This window comes from Vibrio sp. QJM3NY_21 (genome assembly GCF_057785975.1).
The window spans coordinates 2152533-2179055 of the sequence record NZ_CM173513.1 but is presented as its reverse complement, the minus strand read 5'-3'; the positions used below and the strand labels follow the sequence as shown (position 1 = coordinate 2179055).

Annotated in this window: 25 protein-coding genes; 22 read left to right on the top strand and 3 right to left on the bottom strand. The window is 44.0% G+C overall.

All coding sequences use genetic code 11. The features are described from left to right. Nucleotides 1-47: 47 nt before the first annotated feature. Nucleotides 48-392 (bottom strand): rhodanese-like domain-containing protein, encoded by a 345-nt coding sequence (locus AC3CID_RS09615; protein ID WP_009848845.1) that lies wholly within the window; start codon nt 390-392, stop codon nt 48-50. A gap of 127 nt (nt 393-519) precedes the next feature. After that, a complete protein-coding gene (gene nrfA, locus AC3CID_RS09610; protein ID WP_017091593.1) occupies nt 520-1950 on the bottom strand; it encodes an ammonia-forming nitrite reductase cytochrome c552 subunit in 1431 nt (476 codons plus the stop codon). Nucleotides 1951-2431: 481 nt separating this feature from the next. Here nrfA and nrfB point away from each other — a divergent pair, with 481 nt between their 5' ends. From nrfB to AC3CID_RS09535, 15 genes are all read left to right on the top strand, one after another. Next, nucleotides 2432-3016: a cytochrome c nitrite reductase pentaheme subunit gene (gene nrfB, locus AC3CID_RS09605; protein WP_004733372.1), complete on the top strand. Its 585-nt coding sequence runs from the start codon at nt 2432-2434 to the stop codon at nt 3014-3016. A gap of 3 nt (nt 3017-3019) precedes the next feature. Then, nucleotides 3020-3706, top strand: a complete 687-nt coding sequence (gene nrfC / locus AC3CID_RS09600; protein ID WP_016797526.1) for a cytochrome c nitrite reductase Fe-S protein — start codon at nt 3020-3022, stop codon at nt 3704-3706. 2 nt (nt 3707-3708) lie between these two features. Further along, the gene (gene nrfD / locus AC3CID_RS09595; RefSeq protein WP_029222016.1) at nt 3709-4683 is read left to right on the top strand and encodes a cytochrome c nitrite reductase subunit NrfD; all 975 of its coding nucleotides are present in this window, start codon (nt 3709-3711) and stop codon (nt 4681-4683) included. Nucleotides 4684-4811: 128 nt separating this feature from the next. After that, nucleotides 4812-6728 (top strand): heme lyase CcmF/NrfE family subunit, encoded by a 1917-nt coding sequence (locus tag AC3CID_RS09590; protein WP_488526472.1) that lies wholly within the window; start codon nt 4812-4814, stop codon nt 6726-6728. After that, complete coding sequence (locus AC3CID_RS09585; RefSeq protein WP_004733376.1) at nt 6709-7263, top strand: DsbE family thiol:disulfide interchange protein; 555 nt, start codon at nt 6709-6711, stop codon at nt 7261-7263. The genes AC3CID_RS09590 and AC3CID_RS09585 overlap by 20 nt, the downstream gene beginning before the upstream one ends. Beyond that, nucleotides 7260-7700, top strand: coding sequence for a heme lyase NrfEFG subunit NrfF (nrfF, locus tag AC3CID_RS09580; protein WP_488526471.1), 441 nt, complete (start codon nt 7260-7262; stop codon nt 7698-7700). The genes AC3CID_RS09585 and nrfF overlap by 4 nt, the downstream gene beginning before the upstream one ends. Nucleotides 7701-7789: 89 nt before the next feature. Beyond that, nucleotides 7790-7966 (top strand): hypothetical protein, encoded by a 177-nt coding sequence (locus AC3CID_RS09575; protein WP_017063565.1) that lies wholly within the window; start codon nt 7790-7792, stop codon nt 7964-7966. Between the two features lie 249 nt (nt 7967-8215). After that, nucleotides 8216-8812: a GTP cyclohydrolase II gene (locus AC3CID_RS09570; protein WP_004733379.1), complete on the top strand. Its 597-nt coding sequence runs from the start codon at nt 8216-8218 to the stop codon at nt 8810-8812. A 176-nt stretch (nt 8813-8988) separates the two neighbouring features. Continuing rightward, entirely contained in the window at nt 8989-10248 is a 1260-nt protein-coding gene (locus AC3CID_RS09565) for an imelysin family protein (RefSeq protein WP_017083887.1), read from the top strand. A 112-nt stretch (nt 10249-10360) separates the two neighbouring features. Next, nucleotides 10361-11749, top strand: a complete 1389-nt coding sequence (locus AC3CID_RS09560; RefSeq protein ID WP_488526470.1) for a di-heme oxidoreductase family protein — start codon at nt 10361-10363, stop codon at nt 11747-11749. Between the two features lie 158 nt (nt 11750-11907). Beyond that, complete coding sequence (locus tag AC3CID_RS09555; protein WP_488526469.1) at nt 11908-12969, top strand: imelysin family protein; 1062 nt, start codon at nt 11908-11910, stop codon at nt 12967-12969. After that, the gene (locus AC3CID_RS09550) at nt 12959-14047 is read left to right on the top strand and encodes a DUF1513 domain-containing protein (protein WP_488526468.1); all 1089 of its coding nucleotides are present in this window, start codon (nt 12959-12961) and stop codon (nt 14045-14047) included. The genes AC3CID_RS09555 and AC3CID_RS09550 overlap by 11 nt, the downstream gene beginning before the upstream one ends. Nucleotides 14048-14128: 81 nt before the next feature. Then, nucleotides 14129-15667, top strand: coding sequence for a L,D-transpeptidase family protein (locus AC3CID_RS09545; RefSeq protein WP_488526467.1), 1539 nt, complete (start codon nt 14129-14131; stop codon nt 15665-15667). Between the two features lie 199 nt (nt 15668-15866). Then, on the top strand, nt 15867-16415 hold the full coding sequence (gene mepK / locus AC3CID_RS09540; RefSeq protein ID WP_065204824.1) for a peptidoglycan L,D-endopeptidase MepK: 549 nt from the start codon (nt 15867-15869) through the stop codon (nt 16413-16415). Between the two features lie 100 nt (nt 16416-16515). Next, a complete protein-coding gene (locus AC3CID_RS09535; protein ID WP_004733386.1) occupies nt 16516-17169 on the top strand; it encodes an MBL fold metallo-hydrolase in 654 nt (217 codons plus the stop codon). A gap of 122 nt (nt 17170-17291) precedes the next feature. On the opposite strand, the gene AC3CID_RS09530 is transcribed toward AC3CID_RS09535, so the two are convergent. Next, a complete protein-coding gene (locus AC3CID_RS09530) occupies nt 17292-18107 on the bottom strand; it encodes a DUF2982 domain-containing protein (protein WP_488526466.1) in 816 nt (271 codons plus the stop codon). Nucleotides 18108-18327: 220 nt separating this feature from the next. On the opposite strand from AC3CID_RS09530, the gene AC3CID_RS09525 reads away from it, so the two are divergent. From AC3CID_RS09525 to AC3CID_RS09495, 7 genes are all read left to right on the top strand, one after another. After that, nucleotides 18328-18720, top strand: a complete 393-nt coding sequence (locus AC3CID_RS09525; protein WP_004733388.1) for a hypothetical protein — start codon at nt 18328-18330, stop codon at nt 18718-18720. A gap of 593 nt (nt 18721-19313) precedes the next feature. Then, nucleotides 19314-20408 (top strand): TRAP transporter substrate-binding protein, encoded by a 1095-nt coding sequence (locus AC3CID_RS09520; protein ID WP_017060957.1) that lies wholly within the window; start codon nt 19314-19316, stop codon nt 20406-20408. Nucleotides 20409-20618: 210 nt separating this feature from the next. Beyond that, on the top strand, nt 20619-21191 hold the full coding sequence (locus tag AC3CID_RS09515; RefSeq protein WP_050546411.1) for a TRAP transporter small permease subunit: 573 nt from the start codon (nt 20619-20621) through the stop codon (nt 21189-21191). Between the two features lie 9 nt (nt 21192-21200). After that, complete coding sequence (locus AC3CID_RS09510) at nt 21201-22484, top strand: TRAP transporter large permease (RefSeq protein ID WP_017083881.1); 1284 nt, start codon at nt 21201-21203, stop codon at nt 22482-22484. Nucleotides 22485-22588: 104 nt separating this feature from the next. Then, on the top strand, nt 22589-23944 hold the full coding sequence (locus tag AC3CID_RS09505; RefSeq protein ID WP_017078693.1) for a cache domain-containing protein: 1356 nt from the start codon (nt 22589-22591) through the stop codon (nt 23942-23944). Further along, nucleotides 23937-24575, top strand: a complete 639-nt coding sequence (locus tag AC3CID_RS09500; protein WP_017072956.1) for a response regulator transcription factor — start codon at nt 23937-23939, stop codon at nt 24573-24575. The genes AC3CID_RS09505 and AC3CID_RS09500 overlap by 8 nt, the downstream gene beginning before the upstream one ends. Before the next feature lie 169 nt (nt 24576-24744). Continuing rightward, nucleotides 24745-26343 (top strand): BCCT family transporter, encoded by a 1599-nt coding sequence (locus AC3CID_RS09495; RefSeq protein WP_054547371.1) that lies wholly within the window; start codon nt 24745-24747, stop codon nt 26341-26343. Nucleotides 26344-26523 lie beyond the last annotated feature (180 nt).

The following is a 26523-nucleotide window of genomic DNA, read 5'->3' as shown; positions in this document are numbered from 1 at the left end:
GGCTAATTGCTAAAGAAGCAATCTTACTTAAGAGCTCATTTCTAAGACTATTGGTTTTCCTGCATTTCGATTAAGCCACCAGCATTGTGGATTTGAGTAAACCCTTGAGCGCGCAAGAATTGATAAGCTTGCCCTGAACGATTGCCACTGCGGCAATACAACACGATGGGTTGGTCTTTATCTATCTTAGCAAAGTGAGTAGCCACTTCAGAAAGAGGGTAGTTGATGGCGTTGTCTAGATGCCCTTGTTCGAACTCTGCGGGTGTTCTGACATCAACCACTAATGCACCTTTCTCTATTAATTCCCACCCTGTCTCAGCACGCTCAGATGCGTGAACGCTTGAACTGAGTAGTGCAATACATAATGCCGAAAGCGAAAGTAAGATTTTCATTGTTTATCCCTTGAATTGGCGAGTGGATCGGGGGCTCGATATTGATGTGTATTCCCCAAAAACCTAAAAAAACCAGCCACACAACAATAGTGTGACTGGTTTTTACTTAATGGTCTAATTGAAGAAACTAGTATTCGTAGTTGGCTTCACGCTTTTCAGCTTGCTCTTCCCATTTAGGAACAACCGTGTCTAAGAAGTGTTGTTTCTCAGCGTTCATCTTATCCATGTCCATTCCAAGCGCTTTTTGAGCCGCTTCTTTTGTCGAGATATCTGGAATCTCGATTGGATCGGTGATGCCTTTCTTCGCCAATAGACGAACAATCTTAGTACGAGCATCCGCGGCGCGGTCAACGGCAGTACCTAGCACTTCTAGAGCGATTTCAGGTGCATGCATATGAATGCCGTGAGACGCAATCGCGTAGTCCCAACGCCATTGAGCGTGACGGATATCCAGTAGAATAGGCTCCATCTCTTGCTCTGTCGCACCCGCTTCCCATGCCGCGCCTGCTTCAAAGTGAGCGGCTACGATTTGCTTCTCAGCAGTTAGCTTCATGTTCAGAACTTGCGCTTTACGGCTTGAAACGATGTTACGCATGGTTTCTTTCGATTGAGTATGACAGTTTGCACACGTATCTTCGAAGCGGTCGAATGGGTTACCCACTTTATGGTCGGTATAAACGGTGCCATCTTCTTTGGTCACTTTCGGCATATGACAGTCAGCACAAACGACTTTGTTCTTACCGTGGATGCCTTCGCGCCATGTTTCGAAACCTGGGTGCTGTGCTTTCAGCATGGGTGCTTTCGATACTTTATGCGTCCAATCTTTAAAGTTGATTGCATCATAGTAACGTTCCATGTCGCCAACGGTTGTACCTTGGTCCCAAGGGAATTTCACACCTTTGGTTGGCCCTGTGAAGTAGTATTCCACGTGGCACTGAGCACAAACAGAAGCTTGTTGGTCTAAGCGGCTTTGTTCATCAAACTTTTTACCAATCGTTTCAAATGCACGTTCAACGTAAGGACGAGTCACCTTAAGTGCTGGTTCACCATTTTTAAAGCCTTCGCTTTTGGTATCGTGACAGTCTGAACAGCCAATAGGGTTAATGATCTCGTTGCCAAGACGCGCCCACTTACCTTCGAAGTAACCATCTTCGCCACGTTCTTCAATAACACGTGCTACGTCTGGGCTCTTACAGCTCCAACATGCCATTGGCATTGGGCCTGAGCTTTCGTCTGTTGGGCCGCCAGTACGAAGCGTTTGTCGTACATCGTCAATCGCATAAAAGTGACCACGTGCCTTGTTGTAATCTTTTGCGAAGCCGTAGCCAGCCCACATGATAACCATGTTGGGATCTTCTTTTAGTGCGTCTTCAATAACTTCGCTTTCTGAAGTCTGTCTCCATGAATGATATTGATCTGGGTGGTTTTGCTCGAACTGGTCGTTACGAGGATCGCCAATTTCTTTTTGTTCAGACGCAGCAAAACTGGTCGCGCTTGCTAGTGATGCGCTAACCATTAATAGTGCTGTGACCGAATTACGTATCCAATGCTTTTTCACAGTGATATCTCCAATATACTGATTCTTATACCAAGCGTTGTGAGTTTGCTATTCAAATTAAGAACTGGAGAATTCCTGTTTATATTAATTCATAAACAAACACATTTTGTTACGTGTTGGATATAGCTTGTCTTAGATCAATTAATGGTAGTGACTTCAATCACGTTGAAGTTTATATACCCCTAAAGGGGTATTAGTGGGCAGTGTTATTAAAATTTAATTGAGAATTATTATCATATATAACAATCAATTACCTAAATTGACCATGGTATAAATAGGGTGATTGCGTTCACAGATTAACCCATCCAAATTTCGTATTACCCAATTAGAGGTATATTCTAACTATAGAAAGCGTTGTGGCTTATCCAAAATAAGAATTGATATCATTTAAGCGGTAATAATATCGTTTAAGGGTACTTTTGTTTAACCGGAATATTATTTAGTTGAGAGTTAAATAATGCCGGTATAAGGAAAGGATAAAATGGGCAATATTAAATTGGCCATAGTCATAATGCTTAAATCCCTTCTAGCATTCTGCCTCTATGGTTATTCCATTCATGCTGTTGCTGAGCCTGCTGTTACACCAGTAGGAGAATCAACAAGACATGAAGTCGAATTAATCCGCGACAAAGACTACAAGTGTGTTCAATGCCATAAAGATTCAAAAGAAACGGTATTGGGTTCACATGGTGAAAGTGCACACGCTTTGCTTGGCCGCGAAGTAAATTGTACCGACTGTCATAGTTCTATTAGCCCCGATCACCGTGAAGGTGCGCCTGAAGTGGTGAAGTATCGCGAGGCTCAATCACAACCGGGAACTGAAAAGGTTTTCCTAGACCCTAGCTTAATTTTAGATGCCAATAGCCAATGTATCGATTGTCACAAGCCTGATGATCTGCGTGAAGCGAGTTGGACTCACGATGTTCACGCGCAAAACTTAACGTGTTCAAACTGCCATGATGTTCATGCGACTGAAGCAAAGGTGTTGGGCTTAGATAAGAAGCAAACCATCAAGCTGTGTGTGGATTGCCATTCAGACTTCAACCAGAAGAAAGAAGAGGAGTAATCTATGAGCTGCTCAAGAAGAAACTTTTTAGCAGGCGCTGGTGCCGTTATTTTTACCACAGGTGTAGCGGGAACTGCGGCAGTAACAAGTCGCAAGACGCTAGCCAATGTTCAAGAAGATGGCACTAAACGTTATGGAATGATTCATGACGAAACCGCTTGTATTGGTTGTACCGCCTGTACTGAAGCATGTCGTGAAGTAAACAAAGTACCTGAAGGTGTATCGCGCTTAGAAATTATTAAGAGTGAGCCCCAAGGCGAATATCCCAATGTTGATTACCGTTTTACTCGTAACTCTTGCCAACATTGTGATAACGCACCTTGTGTGATGGTTTGCCCAACAGGCGCGGCCTACAAAGATGAAAAAACCGGCATTGTCGACGTTCATCAAGAGAAGTGTGTCGGTTGTGGTTATTGTCTATTGGCTTGCCCATATCAAGTGCGCTTTTTCCATCCAGAGAACAAGTCCGCAGATAAATGTAACTTCTGTCGTGATACCAATCTAGCACAAGGGAAGTTGCCTGCTTGTGTCGAATCTTGCCCGACCAATGCGCTGGTCTTTGGCGATCTAAATGACCCTAAGAGTGAGATAAACCAGGTGCTTCAATCTGAGGTGGTTTACAGAGATAAAGCTTATCTAGGTACTCAACCAAAGCTCTATAAAGTGCCACACCAAAAAGGGGAGATTTGATTATGAGTGCATGGGACGCAGCTTTTCAGTCTGGTACGGTGGTATGGGACTGGATTATAGCAATCTATCTATTTCTCGCGGGGATGTCGGCCGGTGCCGTAATGATCTCCATTTACCTAAAGCGTAAGGTCATTGAAGGCGATCCTGCTCATAATGGTGTGTTAAAGGCCACGGCTTTTCTTGCGCCATTTGGGATCATTTCAGGTCTGCTTATCTTGGTTTTCCACCTGACAAAACCGTTATCCTTTTGGAAGATCATGATCTTCTATAATCCAACGTCTGTGATGTCGATGGGGGTGATCTTATTCCAAGTATATATGGTGATCTTATTCCTTTGGATCGGCATTATATTTAGGGATCAAATAGTCGTGTTCTTGAATGATCAAGCATGGTTAAAAGGGCGACTTGATTTTGTCGGTAATTGGATTGGCAAATTAGAAGTGTTTGAGAATGCTCTGGAAATATTCTTAGCTGTTCTTGCTCTGATGCTTGCCGCTTATACCGGATTCTTGCTTTCAGCTTTAAATACCTTCCCACTATTGAATAACCCAGTGCTGCCGATTTTGTTCTTATTCTCGAGCTTATCTTCGGGAGCGGCGGCGTGTATTTTATTTGGTGTGCTGGTCTTTAAAGAATCACCTCATAGCCCGACTATTTCATGGATCCACGGATTCGAACGTCCAGTCGTGATGTTTGAATTGTTTGTTCTTATTACTTTCTTTACTGGGCTTATCTTCGCTGGTGGTCAAAGTGAACAAGCAGTATGGAACGCAATTGGCAGTGGCTTCTGGGCAAGTTGGTTCTGGTATGGTGTCATCGGTGTCGGTATGGTTTTACCGTTGCTGCTGAATGCCGTTACACCAACCTCAATCCGCCATAGCTCGGTGTATATTTTCTCCGTGACTTCGCTAAGCCTAATGGGCGTATTGATGCTACGAACTTTTGTTCTTTATGCAGGGCAGTTAACGATAGCTTAATTTTGCTCAAGTTTATTAGTGAGCAGATGTTAGATACTGAATATCTGCTTATTAATGAACATGCTTTAAATAAACATGAGATGCGTGTTCAGATTGGCTCTGCTCAAGCGGAGCCTTATTGAGGTGATATGGTCGGTTCTTTGGGGCTGTTTAGTTTAGTGTTGGTTGCTGTACTCAGTAGCATTATTGGTGTGCATTCGTTTTATCAAATGCTAAACAAACGGACGCAAAATATAGGTTTAATCCGCAGTTTCTCTCTTTCAAGTACGCTGTTTTCTCTCACTTCTGTCGCATTGCTTGGCTACGCTTTTGTCAGTGATGACTTCTCTATCCTCTATGTCGCTGAACATTCAAATACTCAATTACCCTCATTTTTTAAGCTCGCAGCCGTATGGGCAGGCCATGAAGGTTCCTTGTTATTTTGGGTGCTGACGATCAGCGTCTGGTCTGGCGTGATCGCCTTACAAAAACACTATTCGAATGAATACCAAAGCCGAGTGCTGTGGGTGATGAACCTACTGCTCGCGATATTTGCTTGGTTCACGTTATTCGCATCAAATCCGTTTGAAATGAATTCGATCTTGCCGCTAGAAGGGCGTGACCTTAACCCAATGTTGCAAGATGTCGGTCTGATCTTTCACCCGCCATTACTTTACCTTGGCTATGTCGGCTTTTCTGTGGTGCTGGCATTTGCAGTTGCCGCTTTGCTGGTTGATCCAATTGAATTTGATTGGGTTGCTCATTGTCGCAGTTGGTGTCTAGTCGCTTGGACCTTTTTAACCGCAGGGATCATTCTTGGCTCTTGGTGGGCGTATTACGAATTAGGCTGGGGCGGCTGGTGGTTCTGGGATCCTGTTGAAAATGCCAGCTTGTTGCCGTGGCTTACTTCAACAGCATTACTGCATAGCTTAGGCGTTGCTAAGGGCAAACAACAGCTTCTGAAGTGGTCTCTCAGCCTTGCTTTCATTACGTTTTGTTTGAGTATCTTAGGCACCTTTATTGTTCGTTCTGGCGTATTAACGTCGGTGCATGCTTTTGCCGTTGACCCAACCAAAGGTATCGCACTGCTACTTATATTAGTGTTGGTACTGGTAAGCTCATTTTCTCTGCTTATCATCAGAGGAGAGTCTTTTGAATCTAACCCGATTACTAGCTTCGCGAGTAAGAGCTTTTTAAGCCTAGTCGCGGTGCTCATCTTTGTCCTGGCGACCGCTGTTGTGGTGTTTGGTACGTTTTATCCAATGGTCTTTGAACTGCTTGGGTTGGGGAACATATCGGTAGGTGCGCCTTACTTTAATCTGTTGATTGCTCCTTTGGCTTTGCTTGCGTTAGCCGTCGTCGGCTTAGCCCCTTTACTGAGTATTAAACCTCAAGCGACTAAAGGTGTTATTACGCTGATCGCTCTAGTATCTATTGGTCTAGGGTTCGCCTGTTACGCTTTGCAAGTCGAGCAAACACAAGTGATGGTACTAATGACATGGTCACTCGCATTTTGGGTTTTACTCACTCATGTTTATGGCTTGGTGGTGACGCGCAGCTCCAAGTTCCAACGCAAAGTCTGGGTGATGACCTTTGCTCATGTTGGGATTGCGGTGCTCGCCGTAGGCGCTGCAATGAATAGCTATCACTCGTTTGAGCGCAGCTATAAACTAAGCCCAGGCACACAAGTAGAGTTCATGGATTGGACGCTTTCTCATCGTGATACTGAGCTTTATGTAGCCTCAAATTTTACCGCAGAGAAGGCGATACTAAACTTAGATACTGGTGAGAAAAGCTTTACCATCGCGCCAGAAAGAAGACACTACCAAGTTCGAGTCATGAACATGAGCGAGCCTGCAATGAAGTGGTTCTGGCATGGCGATGTTTATATCACCATGGGCGAGAAAGTAGATTCCACCGCTTATGCATTTCGAGTGCAATACAAGGCGTATGCACGCTGGATCTGGTTTGGTGGGTTGTTCTCCATTCTTGGCGCTTTACTCTCATTGACTCATCGTAAAAAGAAAACCGTTAAGGCGTCACAGTATGCATACCAGCGTTCGTAACAAGCTCATCACGTTAATTATCTTGGCATTAATGGTGGTGTTGGGTTTTGCCTTTGCGCTCAATAATAAACAGCAATCGACGATTGTGTCGGAGCAAAAAAGGGCATTTCCAGAATTCATATCTACTGCGTTAGCGAATAGTGAAGGCATCAGTAGTAAACAGGAAATTACGTTGGCTGATGTCACTCAGCATCCTTATCAACTGGTTAATGTTTGGGCTTCTTGGTGCGGCATATGTAAAACCGAGCACGCCTTTTTACTCAAACTTCATGATAAAGGTATTCCAATTGTTGGGCTCAATTATCGAGATAACTCTGGGGCAGCGATCAATGTGTTATCGAGTGATGGCAATCCGTACTCAACGGTGATCAGTGATCCTCAAGGTAAGCTAGCGTTAGAACTCGGCGTAATCGGTACTCCTGAAACGTATCTGGTCGACGCTGACGGCCAAATCATTAAGAAGTTACTGGGCGTAATCAACGAATCCGTGTGGCAAGAAGAACTTGCGATGTATTTTGATGGTGCGAATGGATGATGAAGCCTTTAATACAAGCACTCGTTATGCTGTCTACGCTTATGGTTATTAGTTTTCCGACTTTGGCAGAAGATCTGTTTACAGCCAGTAATAAGGACACGAGTATTCAAGTTGAACTGTTTGAGTTTGAAAACCCAGAACAGCAGCAACGCGCTATTACATTGGCAAAAACCCTACGTTGCCCGCAATGCCAGAATCAAAACCTGATTGAGTCGAACTCTCCAATTGCAAAAGACTTACGCCTCGTTGTATTCAATATGGTGAAAGTAGGGAAGAGTAATAATGAAATTACTCAATATATGACGGAAAGGTTCGGTGAATTTGTGCTCTATAAACCAGCAATGAGTGTTTCAAACTTATTACTTTGGCTACTTCCGAGCGTATTATTTCTCTTATTTATATATCTATCAGTAAAAAGTGTTAGAAAGAGCTCATAAAAATTATGTATTACTGTTTACCAATTGACCTGTATTTTGTAACATTAAAGGATTATAAAGGCTAAGCACTGTTATATAAGGATGTATCTGTGGATAACGTAATCTCAAATTTAAAGAAAGAGTTCCATACTCATGTCCGATCTGACAAATGGGCAGAAAAATACAGTGCAAAGTCGAGCATTTCTACGCTTACTCAAGAAGAGTTAACCGAATTAGAGAACGCTTGGGTTCAGCTTGTCATCTGGAAGCAAACTCAAGTAAGTTGATCGTTCTGTAAAAAATCGTAGTCTTAGCCGCAACTGATTAATTTATAACCCCATGTTGGTCATTCCAATGTGGGGTTTTTTCTTACCTGAAAAATTATTGTTATAATATAACAATTAGTGCATGGTCGACCTTGAAAAAAATTGTTAACAGCCTCATAGTGTCTATCATTAGATAATTAGCTACAAAATATTGCCTAGACATATAATGTAGTGTTGTTAAATACATCGAATTTTCAAGTGAGTATAGCTATGGCGGAAGTGCGTGCCAGAATAGATTTCAAAGTAGGGGTAACAAGCAGTATTGATGCTGAACTTCTGTCTTTTCATGGATTGAAAACAGATAAAGAGCATGTTGCTGTGATATTTAAATCAGCAGACAAGACACAAGACATACCTCTTGTTCGTATGCACTCTGAGTGCCTGACTGGTGATGTTTTCCATTCCTCTCGCTGTGACTGTGGCGAGCAGCTAGACGAAACCATTAGAATTATGGGTGAGACGGGTGGAGTGATTCTTTACTTACGCCAAGAAGGTCGTGGTATTGGTTTATACAATAAAATCGATGCATACCGCCTGCAAAGTGAAGGTATGAACACTTACGAAGCCAATAACCATCTAGGTTTCGGTGATGATTTGCGTGATTTTACTGAAGCGGCAGAAATGCTTCGTGCTTTAGGAACCACAAAAATTCGCCTAGTCACTAACAACCCCAAGAAAATTAATGAGCTGAAATCTTTTGGTATTGAGATTGAAGAAGTGGTGAACACCTCTGCTCATGTTAAGTCGGGTAATGAAAGCTACCTGAAGGCAAAAGTCTCACACGGTAAGCATAATCTGGATATCTGATTAGCCTCTTTGTTGCGCTTAACATAAAAATGTTTAAAGACCTCACATATGTGAGGTTTTTTTGTATTTATCTTGCAATAAAATTGTAAGTTTGTATTATTCCAATCCGTAGTGCAAATGATAATGGTTTGCACTATTACTACGAATAATAATTTAAAGCTCAACAAGGACGCTTCATGACTATTAAATCTTTAGTGACAAAAGCCGTAACTTCGTCACTCCTTTTTGCCTCTGCTTCTTCTTTCGCAGCAGTAACTCAAGATCAAGTTGTAGAACATTACGCAGATATTGCTCATGCCGTGTTTGCAGATTCAGTAATTACAGCAAAAGCGTTGAACTCTTCTATTGATACCTTCTTAGCTTCTCCTTCTGCTGGCAACTTCGAACAAGTAAAACAAGCTTGGCTTGAGTCTCGCGTACCTTACCAACAGTCAGAAGTATTCCGCTTTGGTAACGTTGTTGTTGATGATTGGGAAGGCCAATTAAACGCATGGCCACTAGATGAAGGCCTTATCGATTACGTTTCGACTGATTACCAATATGAGCTTGGTAACGAAGGCGCTAGCGCAAACATCGTTGCGAACAAAACGTTCCAAATTGGTCAAACTACAGTAGACGCAACCAACATTACTCCTGAGCTAATCGCAGACCTTAACGAGATAGGCGGTTCTGAAGCAAACGTAGCATCTGGTTACCATGCGATTGAATTCCTACTTTGGGGCCAAGATTTAAACGGCACAAACAGTGGTGCAGGTGAGCGTGCTTACACTGATTTCGTTGTTGGCGCAGAGTGTACTAATGGCAACTGTGACCGTCGTGGCGCATACCTAAAAGCATCAGCTGAACTTCTTATCCAAGACCTAGAGTGGATGGAAAAGCAGTGGGCTGAAGGCGAGAAGGGCAACTACCGTCAGGAGCTTCTTTCTGAATCTAGCGACAACGGCCTACGTAAAATGCTATTTGGCATGGGTTCACTGTCTCTAGGTGAACTAGCGGGTGAGCGTATGAAGGTTGCACTAGAAGCAAACTCTACTGAAGATGAGCACGACTGTTTCTCTGATAACACGCACAACTCTCACTACTACAACGAGCAAGGTATCTACAACGTATACACTGGCTTGTACAAGCGTGAAGATGGTTCTCTACTTTCAGGTCCTAGCCTGTTTGACCTAGTTGAGCAAAAAGACGAGCAAGCTGCGAAAGAGATTCAAAAGCAGTTTGACCTAGCACGTGCACAAGTTGGTCAGCTCGTTGTTTCTGCAGAGAAAAACAACCAGCACTTCGATCAGCTAATTGCTGCTGACAACGCTGCAGGTAATGCACTAGTAAACAAAACAATTGTTGCGCTAGTGTCTCAAACAGCTGCAATCGAGCGTGCTGCAGGTGTTATTGGCATTGATAGCCTAAACCCAGACACGGCTGATCACGAGTTCTAAGAACCCGAGTCCAAAACTATTGTAAGGGCTCTCATTGAGCCCTTAATTGTTTGTTACTCATGAAAGTTACTCCCAAATAAAAACTAAAATCAAAAACACAGCAAGGCAATGTATGAAGTCGTATCTATCAGCCTCACTATTAACCGCACTGTTTTTCTTATCGCCATTACATGCCCATGAAACTTACTCTGGTGGTAAAACGACTGTGAAGAAAGAGGGAGCGAATGCTTTTTCTCTTCCTGCAGCCAATCTACCAATGAGCAAACGCTTGGATTTCAGTGTCGGTAACAGCTTCTTTAGAAATCCTTGGGTACCTGCACCCTCATCAACCGATGCGCGTGATGGGTTAGGCCCACTATTCAACACCAACGGTTGTCAAAACTGTCACATCAAAGATGGTCGTGGTCACGCGCCAGAAAAGGGCGATGAGAACGCAGTATCCATGTTGGTTCGTTTAAGCATTCCGGCTGAAACGCCAGAGCAGAGACAAGCCTTTATTCGCGATGGTGGCATTCCAGAACCGACTTACGGTGGACAGCTACAAGATTTCGCGCTTCAAGGTGTTAAACCAGAGGGTAAAGTGAATATCAGTTACACCGATGTTCCTGTTGAATTTAAAGATGGTACCGTCGTTACTCTGCGTAAACCTACTTTAAAAATTACTGAACTTGCTTTTGGCGAGATGCATCCTAAAACTGAATTTTCTGCGCGCGTTGCGCCACCAATGATTGGCCTTGGTTTACTTGAAAGTATCCCGCAAGAAACCATTCTTGGATTTGCTGATCAGCAATTGGCCGACAAACAAGGTATTTCTGGTAAAGCTAACTATGTTCTCGATGTTCAAACCAACGAAATGGCTCTAGGCCGTTTTGGTTGGAAAGCTGGACAGCCAAACCTAATGCAGCAAAATGCGGCGGCGTTTAACGGTGATTTGGGCTTAACGAGTCGCTTATTCCCGAATGAAAACTGCACATCAGCGCAATCAACTTGTGATGATTTTCCAAATGGTGGAGAACCAGAAGTCAGCGACAACATCTTAGATTTTGTTGAGTTCTATTCGCAGCATCTAGCGGTACCTATTCGTCGTAACGTCGACAATCCAGTCGTTGTTCAGGGTAAAAAGCTGTTTAAAGACGCGGGTTGTCAAAGTTGTCACCAAGCTGAATTCCGCACGGCAGAGCGTGAAGGTTTGCCTGCGTTGTCTAAGCAGTTAATTAGCCCATATACCGATATGTTGCTGCACGATATGGGTGAAGGCTTAGCGGATAACCGTCCTGAGTATCTTGCGAATGGCCAAGAATGGCGCACAACACCTTTATGGGGATTAGGCTATACCAAAGAAGTGAATGGTCACACGTTCTTACTTCATGATGGTCGTGCGAGAAATGTTATGGAAGCTGTGCTTTGGCATGGCGGTGAAGCAGAAATGGCGAAACAAAACGTTTTAGCTCTTAGTAGCAGCGAGCGTGAAGCGCTATTGGCGTTCTTAAACTCGTTATAGGCTGAGTTGCATTCAGTTTAGTTAACGGCTAATGACTTAAGAAAGCCGCTATCAAACCACTTAGCACCGCTGAACTTGTAGGAATACGAGGCCAGCGGTCGTTTCGTATTTAATGAACTCATATAATTAAAAGAAAAATTAGGAAGTAAGGTAACAGCATGACACATAAATTTTTGTTAATGCCTTTGTCGGTATTAATTATGGCAGGCTGCCAATCATCGGGTGAGCAAGCCTCTTCATCTGAGGTTAACGGTGTGTCTTATCAAGCAGACACGACCGATCACATCAGTCGCAGTGTCTATCAACAAGAGTTTGATTCAGCCGTCCTATTTGCCAAGCAAGCCAATGAGCTAGAAGTCTTGATGCAGGGTTACTGCCAAACCAATGATGTTGAGTTAGATGCATTGAAAAATCAGTGGCAGCTCACCATGAACAGCTGGATGGCGCTACAAGGCCAAGAAAGAGGCCCAACAGCGGCGCTTGAAGAGAGCTGGAATGTTCAGTTCTGGCCAGACAAAAAGAACACCACTGGTCTTAAAATGCGCCAGTTGACCCAGCAAGATAAATCTTGGTCTCAAGACGAAATCGCGCAGCAGAGTGTGACCGTTCAAGGGCTAGGTGCGTTGGAATGGTCGCTTTATGACGAGCAATCGCCACTGCTTCAAGACAAAGCGTTAGGTTGCCAATCGTCGCAAGCGATTACTGAAAACTTAGCGGTTAAGTCATCTTCGATTGCACAGGCATGGCAAGTTAACCCTTGGTTAGCGCTAGATGAGACTCGTTGGGAGTCTGAATACATCGCTTTATTGACCAACCAACTTGATTACAGCATGAAAAAGCTGAGTCGTCCGATGGCGAAAATCGGTCATCCGCGTCCGTATTTTTCAGAATCATGGCGTGCACAAACCTCGATGACTCAACTAAAAGCGAATGTAGCAGCACTTCAAAAGCTTTATCTGGCTGATAGCAATGGTCTTGATGGCTTGTTAAGAGAAAAGGGCTTAAATGACCTTGCTGATCGCGTTGCTGACCAGTTCACGTTGACGCTAGATACATGGCCTACAGACTCAAGCTTGTTTGAGTTATTGCAGAGCAAAGAAGGCTACCGAGATGTGCTGACTCAATACAACAAACTAGAACGTTTGAAGTACCTGATTCATGAAGAAGTAGCGATAGAGCTTGGCGTGGTAATAGGGTTTAATGCTACCGATGGTGACTGATACTACGCGAAGAACGCTACTCAAGGCTGCACTGGGTTGTGCAGCTGTTCCTGTACTTCCATTTGGCTGTGCTAGTCGCTCTGGTGCTGTGAGCTCATCTCGTGAGCCTCAATTAATCGGTTGTGCGCTGAATGGGCGAGGTCAATATTCAGCGGTTGTGGCTGACGAATATGGAATGCCATTGAGTCAACTGCCGATCCCGGATCGTGGCCATGGCGTCGCGATTTGCCCAACTTCATCGCATGCAGTGGTGTTTGCTCGTCGTCCTGGTGACTATTTTATGGTGTTTGACTATAAAAGCGGTGAGCAAATCAAGTTAGTAGTGAAAGGGAATAATCGTCACTTTTATGGTCATGGCGTTTACTCATTAGATGGTAAATTACTGTATGCCACTGAAGGGAAAACGGACAGCAGCCAAGGGGTGATTGGCGTTTACGATGTCGCACAAGGTTATCGTAAGGTCGAGGAGTTCACTGGTTTTGGTATTGGCCCTCATGAAGTGATCATCATGCCGGATGGAAATCTCGCGATTGGCGTTGGTGGCGTTCATACTGACGGAAGAACACCGAAAAACTTGGATTCAATGCAACCGAGTTTAAGTTATGTTTCATCTGAAGGTGCGCTGCTTGATCAGGTTGAATTGCTAGACAAGAAGCTGAGCATTCGACATTTAGCCCATGATGGTGCTGAAACCGTACTTTGTGGTCAGCAATATCGTGGCGAGCCTGACGAGTATCCTTCGTTGTTGGCCATGCATACCAAAGGCGGGCAGTTTGAATCACTGAACGCAGAGCCAGAGCAATGGGCAAGGTTTAATCATTACATTGCGAGTATCGCAGCTTCTGATGATTGGATTATCGCTACTTCGCCAAGAGGGAATTGTTACGGTATTTGGTCTAAAGCGACTAAAGAGCTAGTGGAACTGTCTGCTTTATCAGATGCTTCTGGTGCAGTGTTGCTTGATGGAGAGTTTAGACTCAGCTCTGGAGCGGGCAGTGTAGTGAGCCAACGCAAGCCTTATAAAAAATCCAGTCAGCAATCATCCGTCCAGTGGGATAACCACTGGAGTGCAGTCTAATGCATAAAACCCCTTAAAAAATAACATGCTTACTCCAATTTCTTTGCCATACTTATGAGATGATTGGTGATGGGGTTAAGCATGTTAGCGAAATACTTCTGTGGATTATTGGTGTTAGTTTCTGTGCATGCATGGAGCTATACGAGTTCTGACGAGAGCCGATTTATCCCGGCTGATTCAGAACTCTCTTTCATGCTCATTTATCCTGAGCTTACCCAGAGCATTTACCAAGACTCTTCTCTTCCTATCCTTTGGGATTCGCCTGAACTTGTTAAGGCGTTTGAATTCCAATTGTCACTTATAGAACAAGCGCAAATGGCACCGCTTTTTGATAGACAACTTAAACAAATCCGTCAGTATCAATCCCGCGGTCAATGGCAAGAGTTGGACGTTCTTTTAACCGATACCTTCATCTACTACTTAAGTTACGTTGAAAATGCACCACTAATGGGAAAGGAATGGTATTTTTCTGGAAAGCTACATTCCAAGTTGCCCGCGCCTTCTCCTCATATTCTGATGAGATTAAAAAGTAGTGTTTCCGATGATTATTTATTGGAGATGGTGCTGTCCTACGCTCCGCCTGTAGGGGATTTTGACCAATTTAAGGCGACCTACTCAGTCTTAGAAACCGCATCGGAACTTTCCATCGAAAGATACAAACAAAAAGGCTTAAAGCGCTTGGGCGATGAGCTTTCAGACAAGGCTGTTCTTGTGGAACGCATAGCTTTAGTCGGTGTCGACACGTCGTTGGTCGCTGTTGACTTTCCTAAGTTCGATCGTGACCTAGAAAGTGCAATTAAATCGTTTCAACAGATGCATGGCCTTACGGCAGACGGGATCATTGGGCCAGATACGATCAAGTGGATCAATATGAGCTTTGATGATCGATTGACGTCATTAGCTTTGAATGCAGAACGCGTTCGCTTGTGGCCAAGAGACCGAGATTCTCTCATCGTGGTTAACGTGCCCAGCTTTGATATGAAGTATTGGGAAGATGGCGAAGAGGTATTTGAATCCAAAGTCGTCGTGGGTAGAAAGTCTCGAAAAACGCCGCTTTTAGAGATAAACCTAGATTCGGTCATTCTAAATCCGACTTGGAATGTGCCATGGAAAATCATGGTGAAAGACATTTTGCCTAAGGTGAAAGCGGACGAAAGCTATCTAGAAACACACAATTTCCAAGTGATTGACGGCTGGCGCACGATGGAAACGGTTGATACGACAGATATTGACTGGCAGACCATTAATTTCAATTCGTTCCCATATCGAATGCGTCAACAGGCCGGCTCGCGTAATGCGTTAGGTTTGTACAAGTTCAATACACCTAATAAGCGTGCGATCTATTTGCACGATACGCCAAGTAAAGGTCTGTTTAATGACGACTTTCGTGCTTATAGTTCAGGTTGTATACGAGTCGAACATGCCGAACAACTGGCTGAGTTACTGTTCGCGACCAAGGTCAGAAAGGTTCCTAATCAAGGTGGCGACTTAGCACCTAATACTAAGGTGCGACTCAAGAAGCGAATCCCCGTACATATCATTTATCAAACCGTATTGTTTGAAGAAGGGGGCATACAGTATCGTGGTGACATCTATCAATATGATAAAGAGGGTGGTTAATTATCAGTGAAGCCAATAAGGGTGATCTTGACCAAAAAATGACAACTAAGCTTCTATTGATAAAATTATAATGTGGATCAATAACTAACCGTGCAAAGGTTACAAATACTAACCTTTTGGGCGGTTTTTGTACGTTGACGCAGCAATTACCATTATGTATCGTGCATTTTTCGTTCGATCTAATTGGTTTTTTTGCTGTATGTCTCAAAGTTTATTTTCACGCCGTCAGTTTCTGACTTACGCTGGTGGTACCGCTGTTGTCGCCTCAATTACTCCTTCTATCGCTTTTGCTTCATACCCTGATCAACCAAGAACGATTAGCATGAACAATCTTCACACTGGTGAACGATTAGAGACCTGTTATTTCGATGGCACTAACTATGTTGGTGATGAGATGGCACGCCTCAGCAAACTATGTCGTGATTTCCGCCGTAATGAAATTCACCCAATGGACAAGAACCTGTTTGATCAGATCACTCAGATTCAAAATGTCTTAGGTATTCATAAAGAAGTTCAGATCATCTCTGGCTACCGCTCTCCAGCGACCAATGAGGCATTGCGCTCTAAGTCGAGTGGCGTAGCTAAGAAGAGCTACCACATGTTGGGTAAAGCGATTGATTTCCGTATTGATGGCGTCAACCTAAAAGAATTAAGAGACGTAGCCAAAAGCCTGAATGCGGGTGGTGTAGGTTATTATGCACGTAGCAACTTTATCCATATCGATACTGGCCCAGTTCGTAGCTGGTAGCGCTAAGCTTAGATTGCGAGCGAAACGGTAGGGACTTGTCAAAGTAGACATCCAATGTCATAGTTTGCCCAAATTTCAGTTTGCCCTTTAAGGTTTGTATATGTCTCTCAAGTATCAAGTTGTCCCTGTTACCTCTTTCTCTCAAAACTGCTCAATTGTGTGGTGTGATGAGACAATGGAAGGCATCGTTGTCGATCCGGGCGGTGATGTTCAACAGCTGGCTGCGATCATTGAAGAGCTCGGTGTTAAAGTGGTGAACTTGGTCCTGACGCACGGTCACTTAGATCATGTTGGCGGCACTGTACCGCTTGCTGAGATCTTGAACGTGAACATTGTTGGCCCGCATAAAGCCGATAACTTTTGGCTTCAAGGCCTAGAGAATCAAAGTCAGATGTTTGGTTTCCCATTGTGTAAAGCTTTTGAACCAAACACATGGTTGGAAGAGGGCGACAAAGTTACTTTTGGTAACCAAGTGATTGATGTGATTCATACTCCGGGTCATACGCCAGGTCACGTTGTACTGTTCAGTGAGCAAGCGCGCATGGCGTTTGTTGGTGATGTTTTATTTAACGGTGCTATTGGTCGTACGGATTTCCCACAAGGCGACTTCAACACGCTGATTGCTTCAATCAAGACTAAGCTTTGGCCACTAGGCAGCGACGTAACATTCGTTCCGGGTCATGGCCCTGAATCGACATTTGGTCGTGAACGCGCATCAAACCCGTTTGTCGCGGATGAAATGCCCCTGTACTAATTAAGTATTTGATTATCCGGCCGATTATTCGTGTTGCGATTGATTGAAAATGAAGCTTAGCTTTTCCTATGAAAGCTAAGCTTTTTTATTGCGTGCGAGTTTATTTTTAAACCTGTTTAATTTTAATCAGAAAGACGCTCGGCAGCCGCCAAGTAGCGTCGAGCAAGTCCAATAAACTCCTCTCCACTCATATTCAAATCTTGAGTTGATATGAAAATATCGTAACCGTGGAAACCCCTCTGATATTTCATCCTGTTCGCAAGCATCGCCTGTAACCCGGAATAGTCTTTAATCACTGCGTTTTTCGCATTCGATTTATGGGATTTCGATTCATGGGATGAACTAGGGCTAGTCTGTGTTTGGCTATCGTTGAAGATAATCTCGTCAGTATTTTGTGACTCTTTATATCTGTTCAGTTCCACACAACCGCTCTCAGTGCAGCGCGCATGGTAATGCGATGAGTCGAGAACCATATCTTCAAAGTTTGACTCTTTACCCGCTTGCTTGGCGCCCAGATACAAAAGTGCTCGCTGGCTCAGCAATAACTCGCAAGTGATTTTAGGGCAAATTGAATCGAGGTAGGGCGAGTAATCTTTAACCTTGATACCAATCCAAGGAAGAGGTTGATGCCACCCATCTTGTTCGTAAGTACATAGGCCAATCTTTTCAATATTGCTCCACTTTAAAACCCACCCACCTTTATAAAAATGCTGCTGAAAATGAGTCGGTGTGAGAGTGAACATCACTCTGCTGCGCAACATTAAATAATAGCCAGTTCCGAGTAGGGCAATAATGCAAAATGCACCCACGATCAGTAACTTTGGATTGTCACTGTACAGAGCAACGATCAAGCAAAGGAAGCCTAAAACAACGGCCAGAATACGGTACGAACGTGTGAACGAAGGCAAAGAGAAATTTGTAAGGTGACGAGTGTCCATAGGCAACACCAAGTTTTCATATTTTTGTCTGGATGGATAACCAGTGTATATGACCCTGAATTGATAAGTCGATGATTAAATAATAGACGCTAGTAGACAATATCGGTATTTTTCGTCGACTTTCGGCGCTTCACTCTACAAATAGCTCCTGTTTTTTGGTATAAATCGCGCTTCAAATTTTCACCACTGCGAAAAGAGCAGTGAACTGGAGAAATATTCAATGAGACTTGCTCATAAGCGTAAGGTGCAGGCTAAACTGCAGAAACGCACTAAAGCGGCTGTAGTTAAAGCAGTGGCAACGCCGAAAAAAGCGAAGCCTGTCGCAGAGAAAGTTGTAGCAGAAAAAACTGTAGCAGCAAAACCAGCGGTAGAGAAAGCAGTAGCAGCAACTAAAGAAGTTGCAGTAGCACTGACTCCTAAGCAACAACAAGTTCTAGACATCGTTGTTAGCAATGCTGAAGGCATTAACCCTAAAGGTATCGGCCTAGCAGCTGGTCAAGAAGACGCGAAAGCAGCTTCATGGGCAACAGGCGCATTGAAAAAACTTCTTGAAGAAAACCTAGTAGCGAAAGAGCAACTTGCAGGTAACAAGGTTATCTACAAAGCTATCTAATCCTGTGGGATTACATTCGCTTCGTTAAGTTTTTAAGCCTCGATTTTCGAGGCTTTTTTGTATCTGGCGGATCATGTTAATCCCAAAACCAAAACCAAAACCCTAAACTCATATTCATACCTAGCATTCGAACCTAGCCCCAGAAGCCTTATTTCCAATCGGCTGACCCCTTCCGTTATTCCTCTGTCTTTCGCGTGTCCGATGTTTCGAATCAGTAAGCACCAAAGTAGGGCGTCTGATTCTGTGAAACCTTGATTCTCATGGACTTAATGCATTTAGGTGCATATTTGATGTGTGGTGTGAATAGAGCCTGATCACGAAATGGCAATCAATTGTTAACGATATTTAATTATTAATACTTAGGTACTTATCAATAAGCATTCTCCTGATGAATAGAGTAAGTCCTTTAAAACCGACATAACTCAATTATCTCCTACGTAGTTCTACGTAATCCTTTGGTCTAATACGCAGTTTTTGTGGGTCTGTCGTGCGTGCTCTCCCTGATATCTAGTTGCCTCATCAAGGTGCACTCTTATGTTGAACCATAAAAAATACTCACAGAAAGAGTGTTAATCCAACAAAAGGACGTGAACATGAGTCTCATTTCTAACTCCCTCACACGAGTTTTTAAAAACGTTGCGGTTACTGCAGCGGCTTGTTTAGCTTTGGTCGCAACTGGCGCCACAGCTGCTGATAAGGTTTATCGCTTGAAGCTCGCTGAAACATGGGGACCAAACTTCCCTGTTTTCGGTGATGCAACCAAAAACATGGCTGCGATGGCTGAGAAGATGTCGAATGGTCGACTTCAAATCAGAATCGATTCAGCAAACAAACACAAAGCACCGCTTGGCGTTTTTGACATGGTTAAGTCTGGTCAATACGACATGGGTCACTCAGGCTCTTACTACTGGAAAGGTAAAGTTCCAAACACTCTTTACTTCACTTCTATGCCTTTCGGTATGACGCCAGCTGAACAATATGCGTGGTTCTATCACGGTGGCGGTATGGAGTTGATGGAGCAGGTTTACTCTCCACACAACCTAATGTCGTTCCCAGGTGGTAATACGGATATCCAGATGGGCGGTTGGTTTCAAAAAGAGATCAACAGCGTTGAAGATCTACAAGGCCTGAAAATGCGAATCCCAGGCTTTGCTGGTGAGATCCTTGCGGAGCTAGGTGCTAAGCCGACTAACATTGCCCCTGGTGAGCTTTACACGTCTTTAGAGCGTCGCACAATCGATGCGCTAGAGTGGGTGGGTCCATCACTTGATTTGCGTATGGGTTTCCACAAAATCGCGCCGTACTACTACACAGGTTGGCACGAGCCGGGTTCAGAGCTTCAATTCCTAGTGAACAAACGTACATGGAACAAGCTTCCTGAAGACCTACAAGAAATCTTGCGTGTTGCAATGCGTACAGCGGCTTACGACATGTACACACAAGCAACGCACGAAAGTGGCAAGAACTGGGTTTCAATGAAAACAGAATACCCAGACGTACAAGTTAAAGATTTCCCGCCAGAAGTAATGTCGGCACTGAAAGAAGCGAACGATCGCCTACTTGCTGCACATGCTGAGAAAGATGAGCTGGCGAAAGAGATCCAAGCTTCACAAGCCAGCTACCTAGAGCAAGTGCGCTCATGGACGGATATTTCACACAGAGCTTATCTAAATAGCCAAGCGAAATAATCGACAGTTGTTGAACTGAAGCTAAATGAACCCAAAGCTGTTCTTGTTAGGTAACTAAGAGTGACTAAGCGGCGGGTTCATTTTAACCATAATAATTAAGCAGGATAAATCCTGTAACAAGATCCCAAGAACCCTTTCTACGTCGAGCATATTGTTAGCGCTAATTGTTTAGCTGAACTAGCTCTATGGCGCGATGTTTTTTCAAATTCCATGGAGTCGGGAATGCGAAGTCTAATTTATATTGAACGCCTATTTAATCGTATCGGTGATGCACTGGGATGGCTTTCCAGTATGTTGTTTATCCTTCTTGTTGCTAACGTTGTGTATGACGTTGTGATGCGATACGCCTTTAACGATGTGTCTATCGCCTTCCAAGAGATGGAATGGCATCTATTCTCAGCTGTTTTCCTATTAGGTGTTCCTTATGCCATCAAAGCGGGTGGCCACGTGCGAGTGGATGTTTTTTACGAACAACTCAGCTTCAAGGCACAAGCGATTATTGACCTAATAGGTACCGTTGTCTTCCTGCTTCCTTTCTGTTTGCTGGTGGCTTGGTTTGGTATCGATGTTGCCAAAGAGAGTTATAACCTGGGTGAAACGTCGGGCGATCCCGGTGGTTTGCCGTATCGTTGGATCATTAAAGCGATGATCCCACTGTCGTTTTTCTTGATGGCAGTCAGTGGCGTCGGTTTGATTCTGCATTCTCTGAATAAGATTTTTAATCCGCACCTTATCCATGCAAATAACACGCATGCAAACAATACTCACACAAAGAATAAGTAGAGGCTGAACATGATTGGAATAGTAATGTTTTTCGTAGCCTTGTTTGCACTTTTACTTGGCTTCCCGGTCGCGTTCACCTTTGGTGGTATCGCGTTAATCTTTGGTGTTTGGGCTGAAGGCATCGAAATGTTCGCCTTCATGCCATATCGAATTCAATCGATCATGGAAAATACGGTGCTGATGGCCGTTCCATTGTTCGTTTTCATGGGGCTTGTTCTACAAAAGACCAAGCTTGCTGAGCAGTTGCTAGAGTCAATGGGACGACTGTTTGGTGGTGTTCGTGGTGGTATTGCTATCTCGACGGTACTTGTGGGTTCACTGCTTGCGGCTTCAACGGGCGTAGTAGGTGCTTCTGTGGTTGCCATGGGTCTTATCTCGTTGCCAGTTATGCTCAAGTACAACTACGACAAAGGCTTAGCCTGCGGCACTATTTGTGCGTCTGGCACGTTAGGGCAAATCATTCCGCCTTCTATCGTACTGATCTTATTAGGTGATGTACTCGGTGTGCCAGTAGGGGACTTGTTCCAAGCGGCGATTTGGCCGGGCGTAATGTTGGTGGGCGCGTATATCGTTTATATCTTGATATACGCAAAACTTAACCCAGAAGCGGCTCAACCGATTGAACGTGATGACTCAATTAGTCGTAAACAAGAAGTCATCAATGCACTGAAAGCTATCGTACCGCCACTCGCGCTGATCATTGTGGTATTGGGCTCTATCTTCGCGGGTGTTGCCACGCCGACAGAGTCAGCTGCATTAGGTGGCGCGGGTGCCTTGGTACTTGCTTTGCTGTACGGTCAATTCAGTTGGTCGATGGTGTATGAAGCGTCCAAAGAAACAGTGAAAGTCACGGCAATGGTCTTTGCTATCTTGCTTGGTGCGACGGCATTCTCGATGGCGTTTACCTATACTGGCGGTGATTATCTGGTTGAAGAGTGGATGCTGCAGTTGCCGGGTGAAAAATGGGGCTTCTTGATCATTACCATGTTGGTGATTTTGATTCTTGGTTTCTTCATCGACTTCGTAGAAATCTGTTTCATCATTGTGCCGATCATTGCGCCTGTTGCTGAACTGATGGGCATCAACATGACTTGGTTCGCTATCCTTATCGCGATGAACCTACAAACCTCCTTCTTAACGCCGCCATTTGGTTTTAGTTTGTTCTATTTGAAAGGGGTTGCACCGAAAGGCGTCACCACAAAAGACATCTATCGAGGCGTGATGCCGTTCATTCTGATTCAAATCCTCGTACTTGGATCACTTCTCGCTTTCCCTTCTTTCTATGGAATGTGAGTGAAGCCAAGAATGTGAATGATATGTTTCAACGGCTATCTATAAATTGCTAAAGTAAAACGGCTTATTGATGTTCAGTAAGCCGTTTTTTGTGAGGGAAAGGAATGCCTCTAAAAGCTAAGCTGATTTTGCTGACGCTACTCCCGTTGCTACTGGTCACGGCGAGCATAAGTTGGATCTCGTTACACCAAACCAAGACGTTGGGTGCGAAAGAGGTTGAGATCTTCAGGGACAGCCTAATCAAGTCGCGTGAAAACGCCCTTAAAGACACGGTCGACCTCGCATTCGACGCCATTGAACACATCTACAACGACCCCGATATCAAAGAAGCGCAAGCCAAAAAAGAAGTTCGAACCATATTGTCTAAACTTAGGTATGGCTCTGATGGTTATTTCTTCGCATATGATCGCCACGGAACCAATTTGGTTCATCCAATACAGCCGGAATTGATTGGAAAAAATCTACTTCAATTACAAGATGAAGATGGCGACTTTCTGATCGAAGCTCTGCTAAGAGAGGCGCAAACCGGAGGAGGATTCCACCAGTATTTGTGGCAAAAGCCCTCGACTGGGGAAGTGGTCTCCAAGTTGAGTTACGCCGCTTGGTTAGAGCGTTGGGATTGGATGATTGGCACGGGTTTGTATATTGAAGACGTGCACCAAGAAGTCGCTTCGATGCAGGCTGCAATCAACAAGAATATTGAAACCACGTTCTTTTCCATTGTGGTCATTTTAAGCGTGACCGTGGCGGTTATTATCGTGCTGACGTTGGCCATCAACATGCACGAGCATCGAATCGCGGATAATAATTTAAAAGAGCTCGCCCATAAAACAGTGATGTTCCAAGAAGACGAGAAGAAGCATTTAGCGCGAGAGCTGCATGACGGTATTAATCAATTATTAGTATCAAGTCGTTGCCACTTAGAACTACTTGGTAATAAGTTACAAAATGAAGATCTCAAGGCGCACTTGAATAAGTCTCAGCATTCACTGATGCGGGCAATCGAAGAGGTGAGGCATATTTCGCATCAACTTCGACCAAGTTCTTTGGATGATATCGGCTTAGAAGCGGCTCTGTCTTCGTTGTTATTAGATTTTCAGGCGCACTCGGGCATTGAGGTTGAAACCTTGTTTAGTACTCAGCCCGGAAAATTGAAATCAGAGGCCGCGACGACCTTATATCGAGTGGTGCAAGAGTCCCTAAATAACATAGAGAAACACGCACAAGCGACCAAAGTAACGGTTATCGCACAGCAAATTGGCAACGTGTTACAGCTTCTAATCCAAGACAACGGTGTCGGTTTCAACACCTATAAAGCGATGGAAAAACGAGGGATCGGTCTGCGTAACATGAGAGAGCGAGTGGAATTCATCGGTGGTGATTTTGAATTGATGAGTGAGATTGGCCTTGGAACGGAAATTACAGTGTTACTGACACTAGAGGGATTAATGAATGAGTGAAGTTATTCGAGTTGTGATCGCTGACGATCACCAAGTGGTACTGGATGGCTTTATGGCGAGATTGGAACTTGAGCCAGATATTAGCGTGATAGGTACGGCCAGTAATGGATTAGAAGCGGTTGAGGTCGTTAAGTCTCTGCGGCCTGATGTGGTGTTGATGGATATCAGCATGCCTATCATGAACGGCATTGATGCGACCCATCTGATTAAAGAAGAAGACCCAGAAGCGAAGGTGTTGATGCTGACTATGCATAACAACCGTGAATACATCATGAAGGTGATGCAATCGGGCGCAGTCGGCTATATGTTGAAAGAGATTTCGGCTGAAAAAATGGTGCAGGCGATCAAAACGGTCAATCAAGGCTCGACCTATTTTTGTGAAAAAGTGACACAGAATTTGTTTACTCAGCCGATTACTCCCACGCAATCTGTGAAGAATCCATTGAGCAGGCGTGAAGAAGCGGTATTGAAATTAGTCGCAAAAGGGGAGAGCAGTAAAGAGGTCGCAAAGGCGCTGAATATCAGTTACCGAACCGTCGAAACTCATAGACAAAACATTAAGCATAAGCTGGATATTCACTCTACGGCAGAGCTAGCTAAATATGCTGTTAATTCTGGGCTTGTAGAGTGATCTTACGCTAAATTACATTAAATGTGTAATTTAATTACTAAAGTTGTAATTTATGCCTGATTTTTGGCGGTTTTTTTAGTATTTTTGCGACAGGTTGATATCCTTCTTTTCGAAATTTAAGCGCCGAATGCAATGTTGCAAACTGTGCGCTACAAATTAGAGAGGAAACATGGAGCCTGTAAAAGATAGGTATAGTATTGAAAATACCGATTATACAGTAGGACAAGATAACGTTCAGAAATGGGGTTTTGACGTCCATAACCCAGTATTTGGAATCAGTGCAGGAGCGATTATCATCTTCCTGGTTGCACTTTTGATCGCTGATCCTGAAACCGCAAAATCAGCATTGGATGGAATAAAATGGAAAGTCATCGGTAACTTCGATGGTTTCTTCATGTGGGCAGCAAACATCTTTGTTATTTTCTGTTTTGCCCTCATTGTCTCCCCGTATGGCAAGATACGTATAGGTGGCAATGATGCCAAAGCAGAGCACTCCAACCTATCTTGGATGTCGATGTTATTCGCCGCGGGAATGGGTATTGGTTTGATGTTCTGGGGTGTTGCAGAGCCAGTAGCTTACTTTACTGGTTGGTATGAAACACCGCTCGGTGTTGAAGCTTATTCTCCTGAAGCAGCTAAGTTGGCATTAGGTGCAACCATCTACAACTGGGGTCTTCACGGTTGGTCGATTTACGCTGTTGTTGCTCTAGCCCTCGCTTTCTTCACCTTCAATAAAGGCTTACCGCTTTCAATTCGCTCAATCTTTTACCCACTATTAGGTGATAGAACTTGGGGCTGGTTTGGTCATATTGTTGATATCGTCGCGGTACTGGCTACGCTATTTGGCCTTGCAACATCGCTTGGCCTAGGCGCACAGCAAGCAACCAGTGGTATTAACCATGTGTTTGGTACCGATGGTGGTATTGGCATGCAGTTGATTGTTATCGCAGTGGTCACTTTCTTAGCAACAATGTCAGTGGTTCGCGGTATTAACGGTGGCGTGAAGGTTTTAAGTAACATCAACATGTTGGTTGCTTTGGGCTTGCTTATCTTCGTAACGATCGCTGGTGGTATGGCGGGTATTAAAGCAATCCCAACCGCGCTAATGGGCTACATTGAAAACTTTATTCCTCTAAGTAATCCTCATGGTCGTGATGATGAAACTTGGATGCAGGGTTGGACGGTATTCTACTGGGCTTGGTGGATGTCTTGGTCACCATTCGTAGGCATGTTCATCGCGCGTATCTCTAAAGGTCGTACGATTCGTGAATTCATCGTCGCTGTATTGTTCATCCCAACGACAGTAATCATCATCTGGATGGCTATTTTCGGTGGTATCGCGATTGATCAAGTGGCGAACAAGGTGGGTGAGATAGGCGTGAATGGTTTGCAAGATATTACGCTTTCTCTATTCCACACTTATGATGCGCTGCCAATGAGTTCTGTGCTTTCTGTAGTATCGATTGGTTTGATTATGGTGTTCTTCATCACCTCGTCAGATTCAGGCTCATTAGTTATCGACAGCATTACTTCTGGCGGTAAAGTTGATGCCCCTGTTCCTCAACGTGTATTTTGGGCGTTGATGGGCGGTGCGATTGCAGCTGTTCTATTGTGGGTTGGCGGTACGGAATCCATTCAAGCGCTGCAAGCTGGAACGGTATCAATGGCGCTACCATTTGCGTTCATATTATTGCTTATGTGCCTAAGCTTATTGCTAGGTTTGCGTACCGAAAATCAATTGGTTAAGCAGCAAAATGCTTTGAGTTAAAAGTATTATTCAAATAACGGCCGACTTGTTCGGCCTTTTTTTCGTCAGTAATTTGAGTAATTACGTGAATATTGGATGAAAACCCATCGAACCGATTCTGGTTTACTGAAAACAATAAGTTAACCTGCTAAACTTCAGACATCCAAGTATTTGAATTATTGTGACAACAGCTTGTATTAC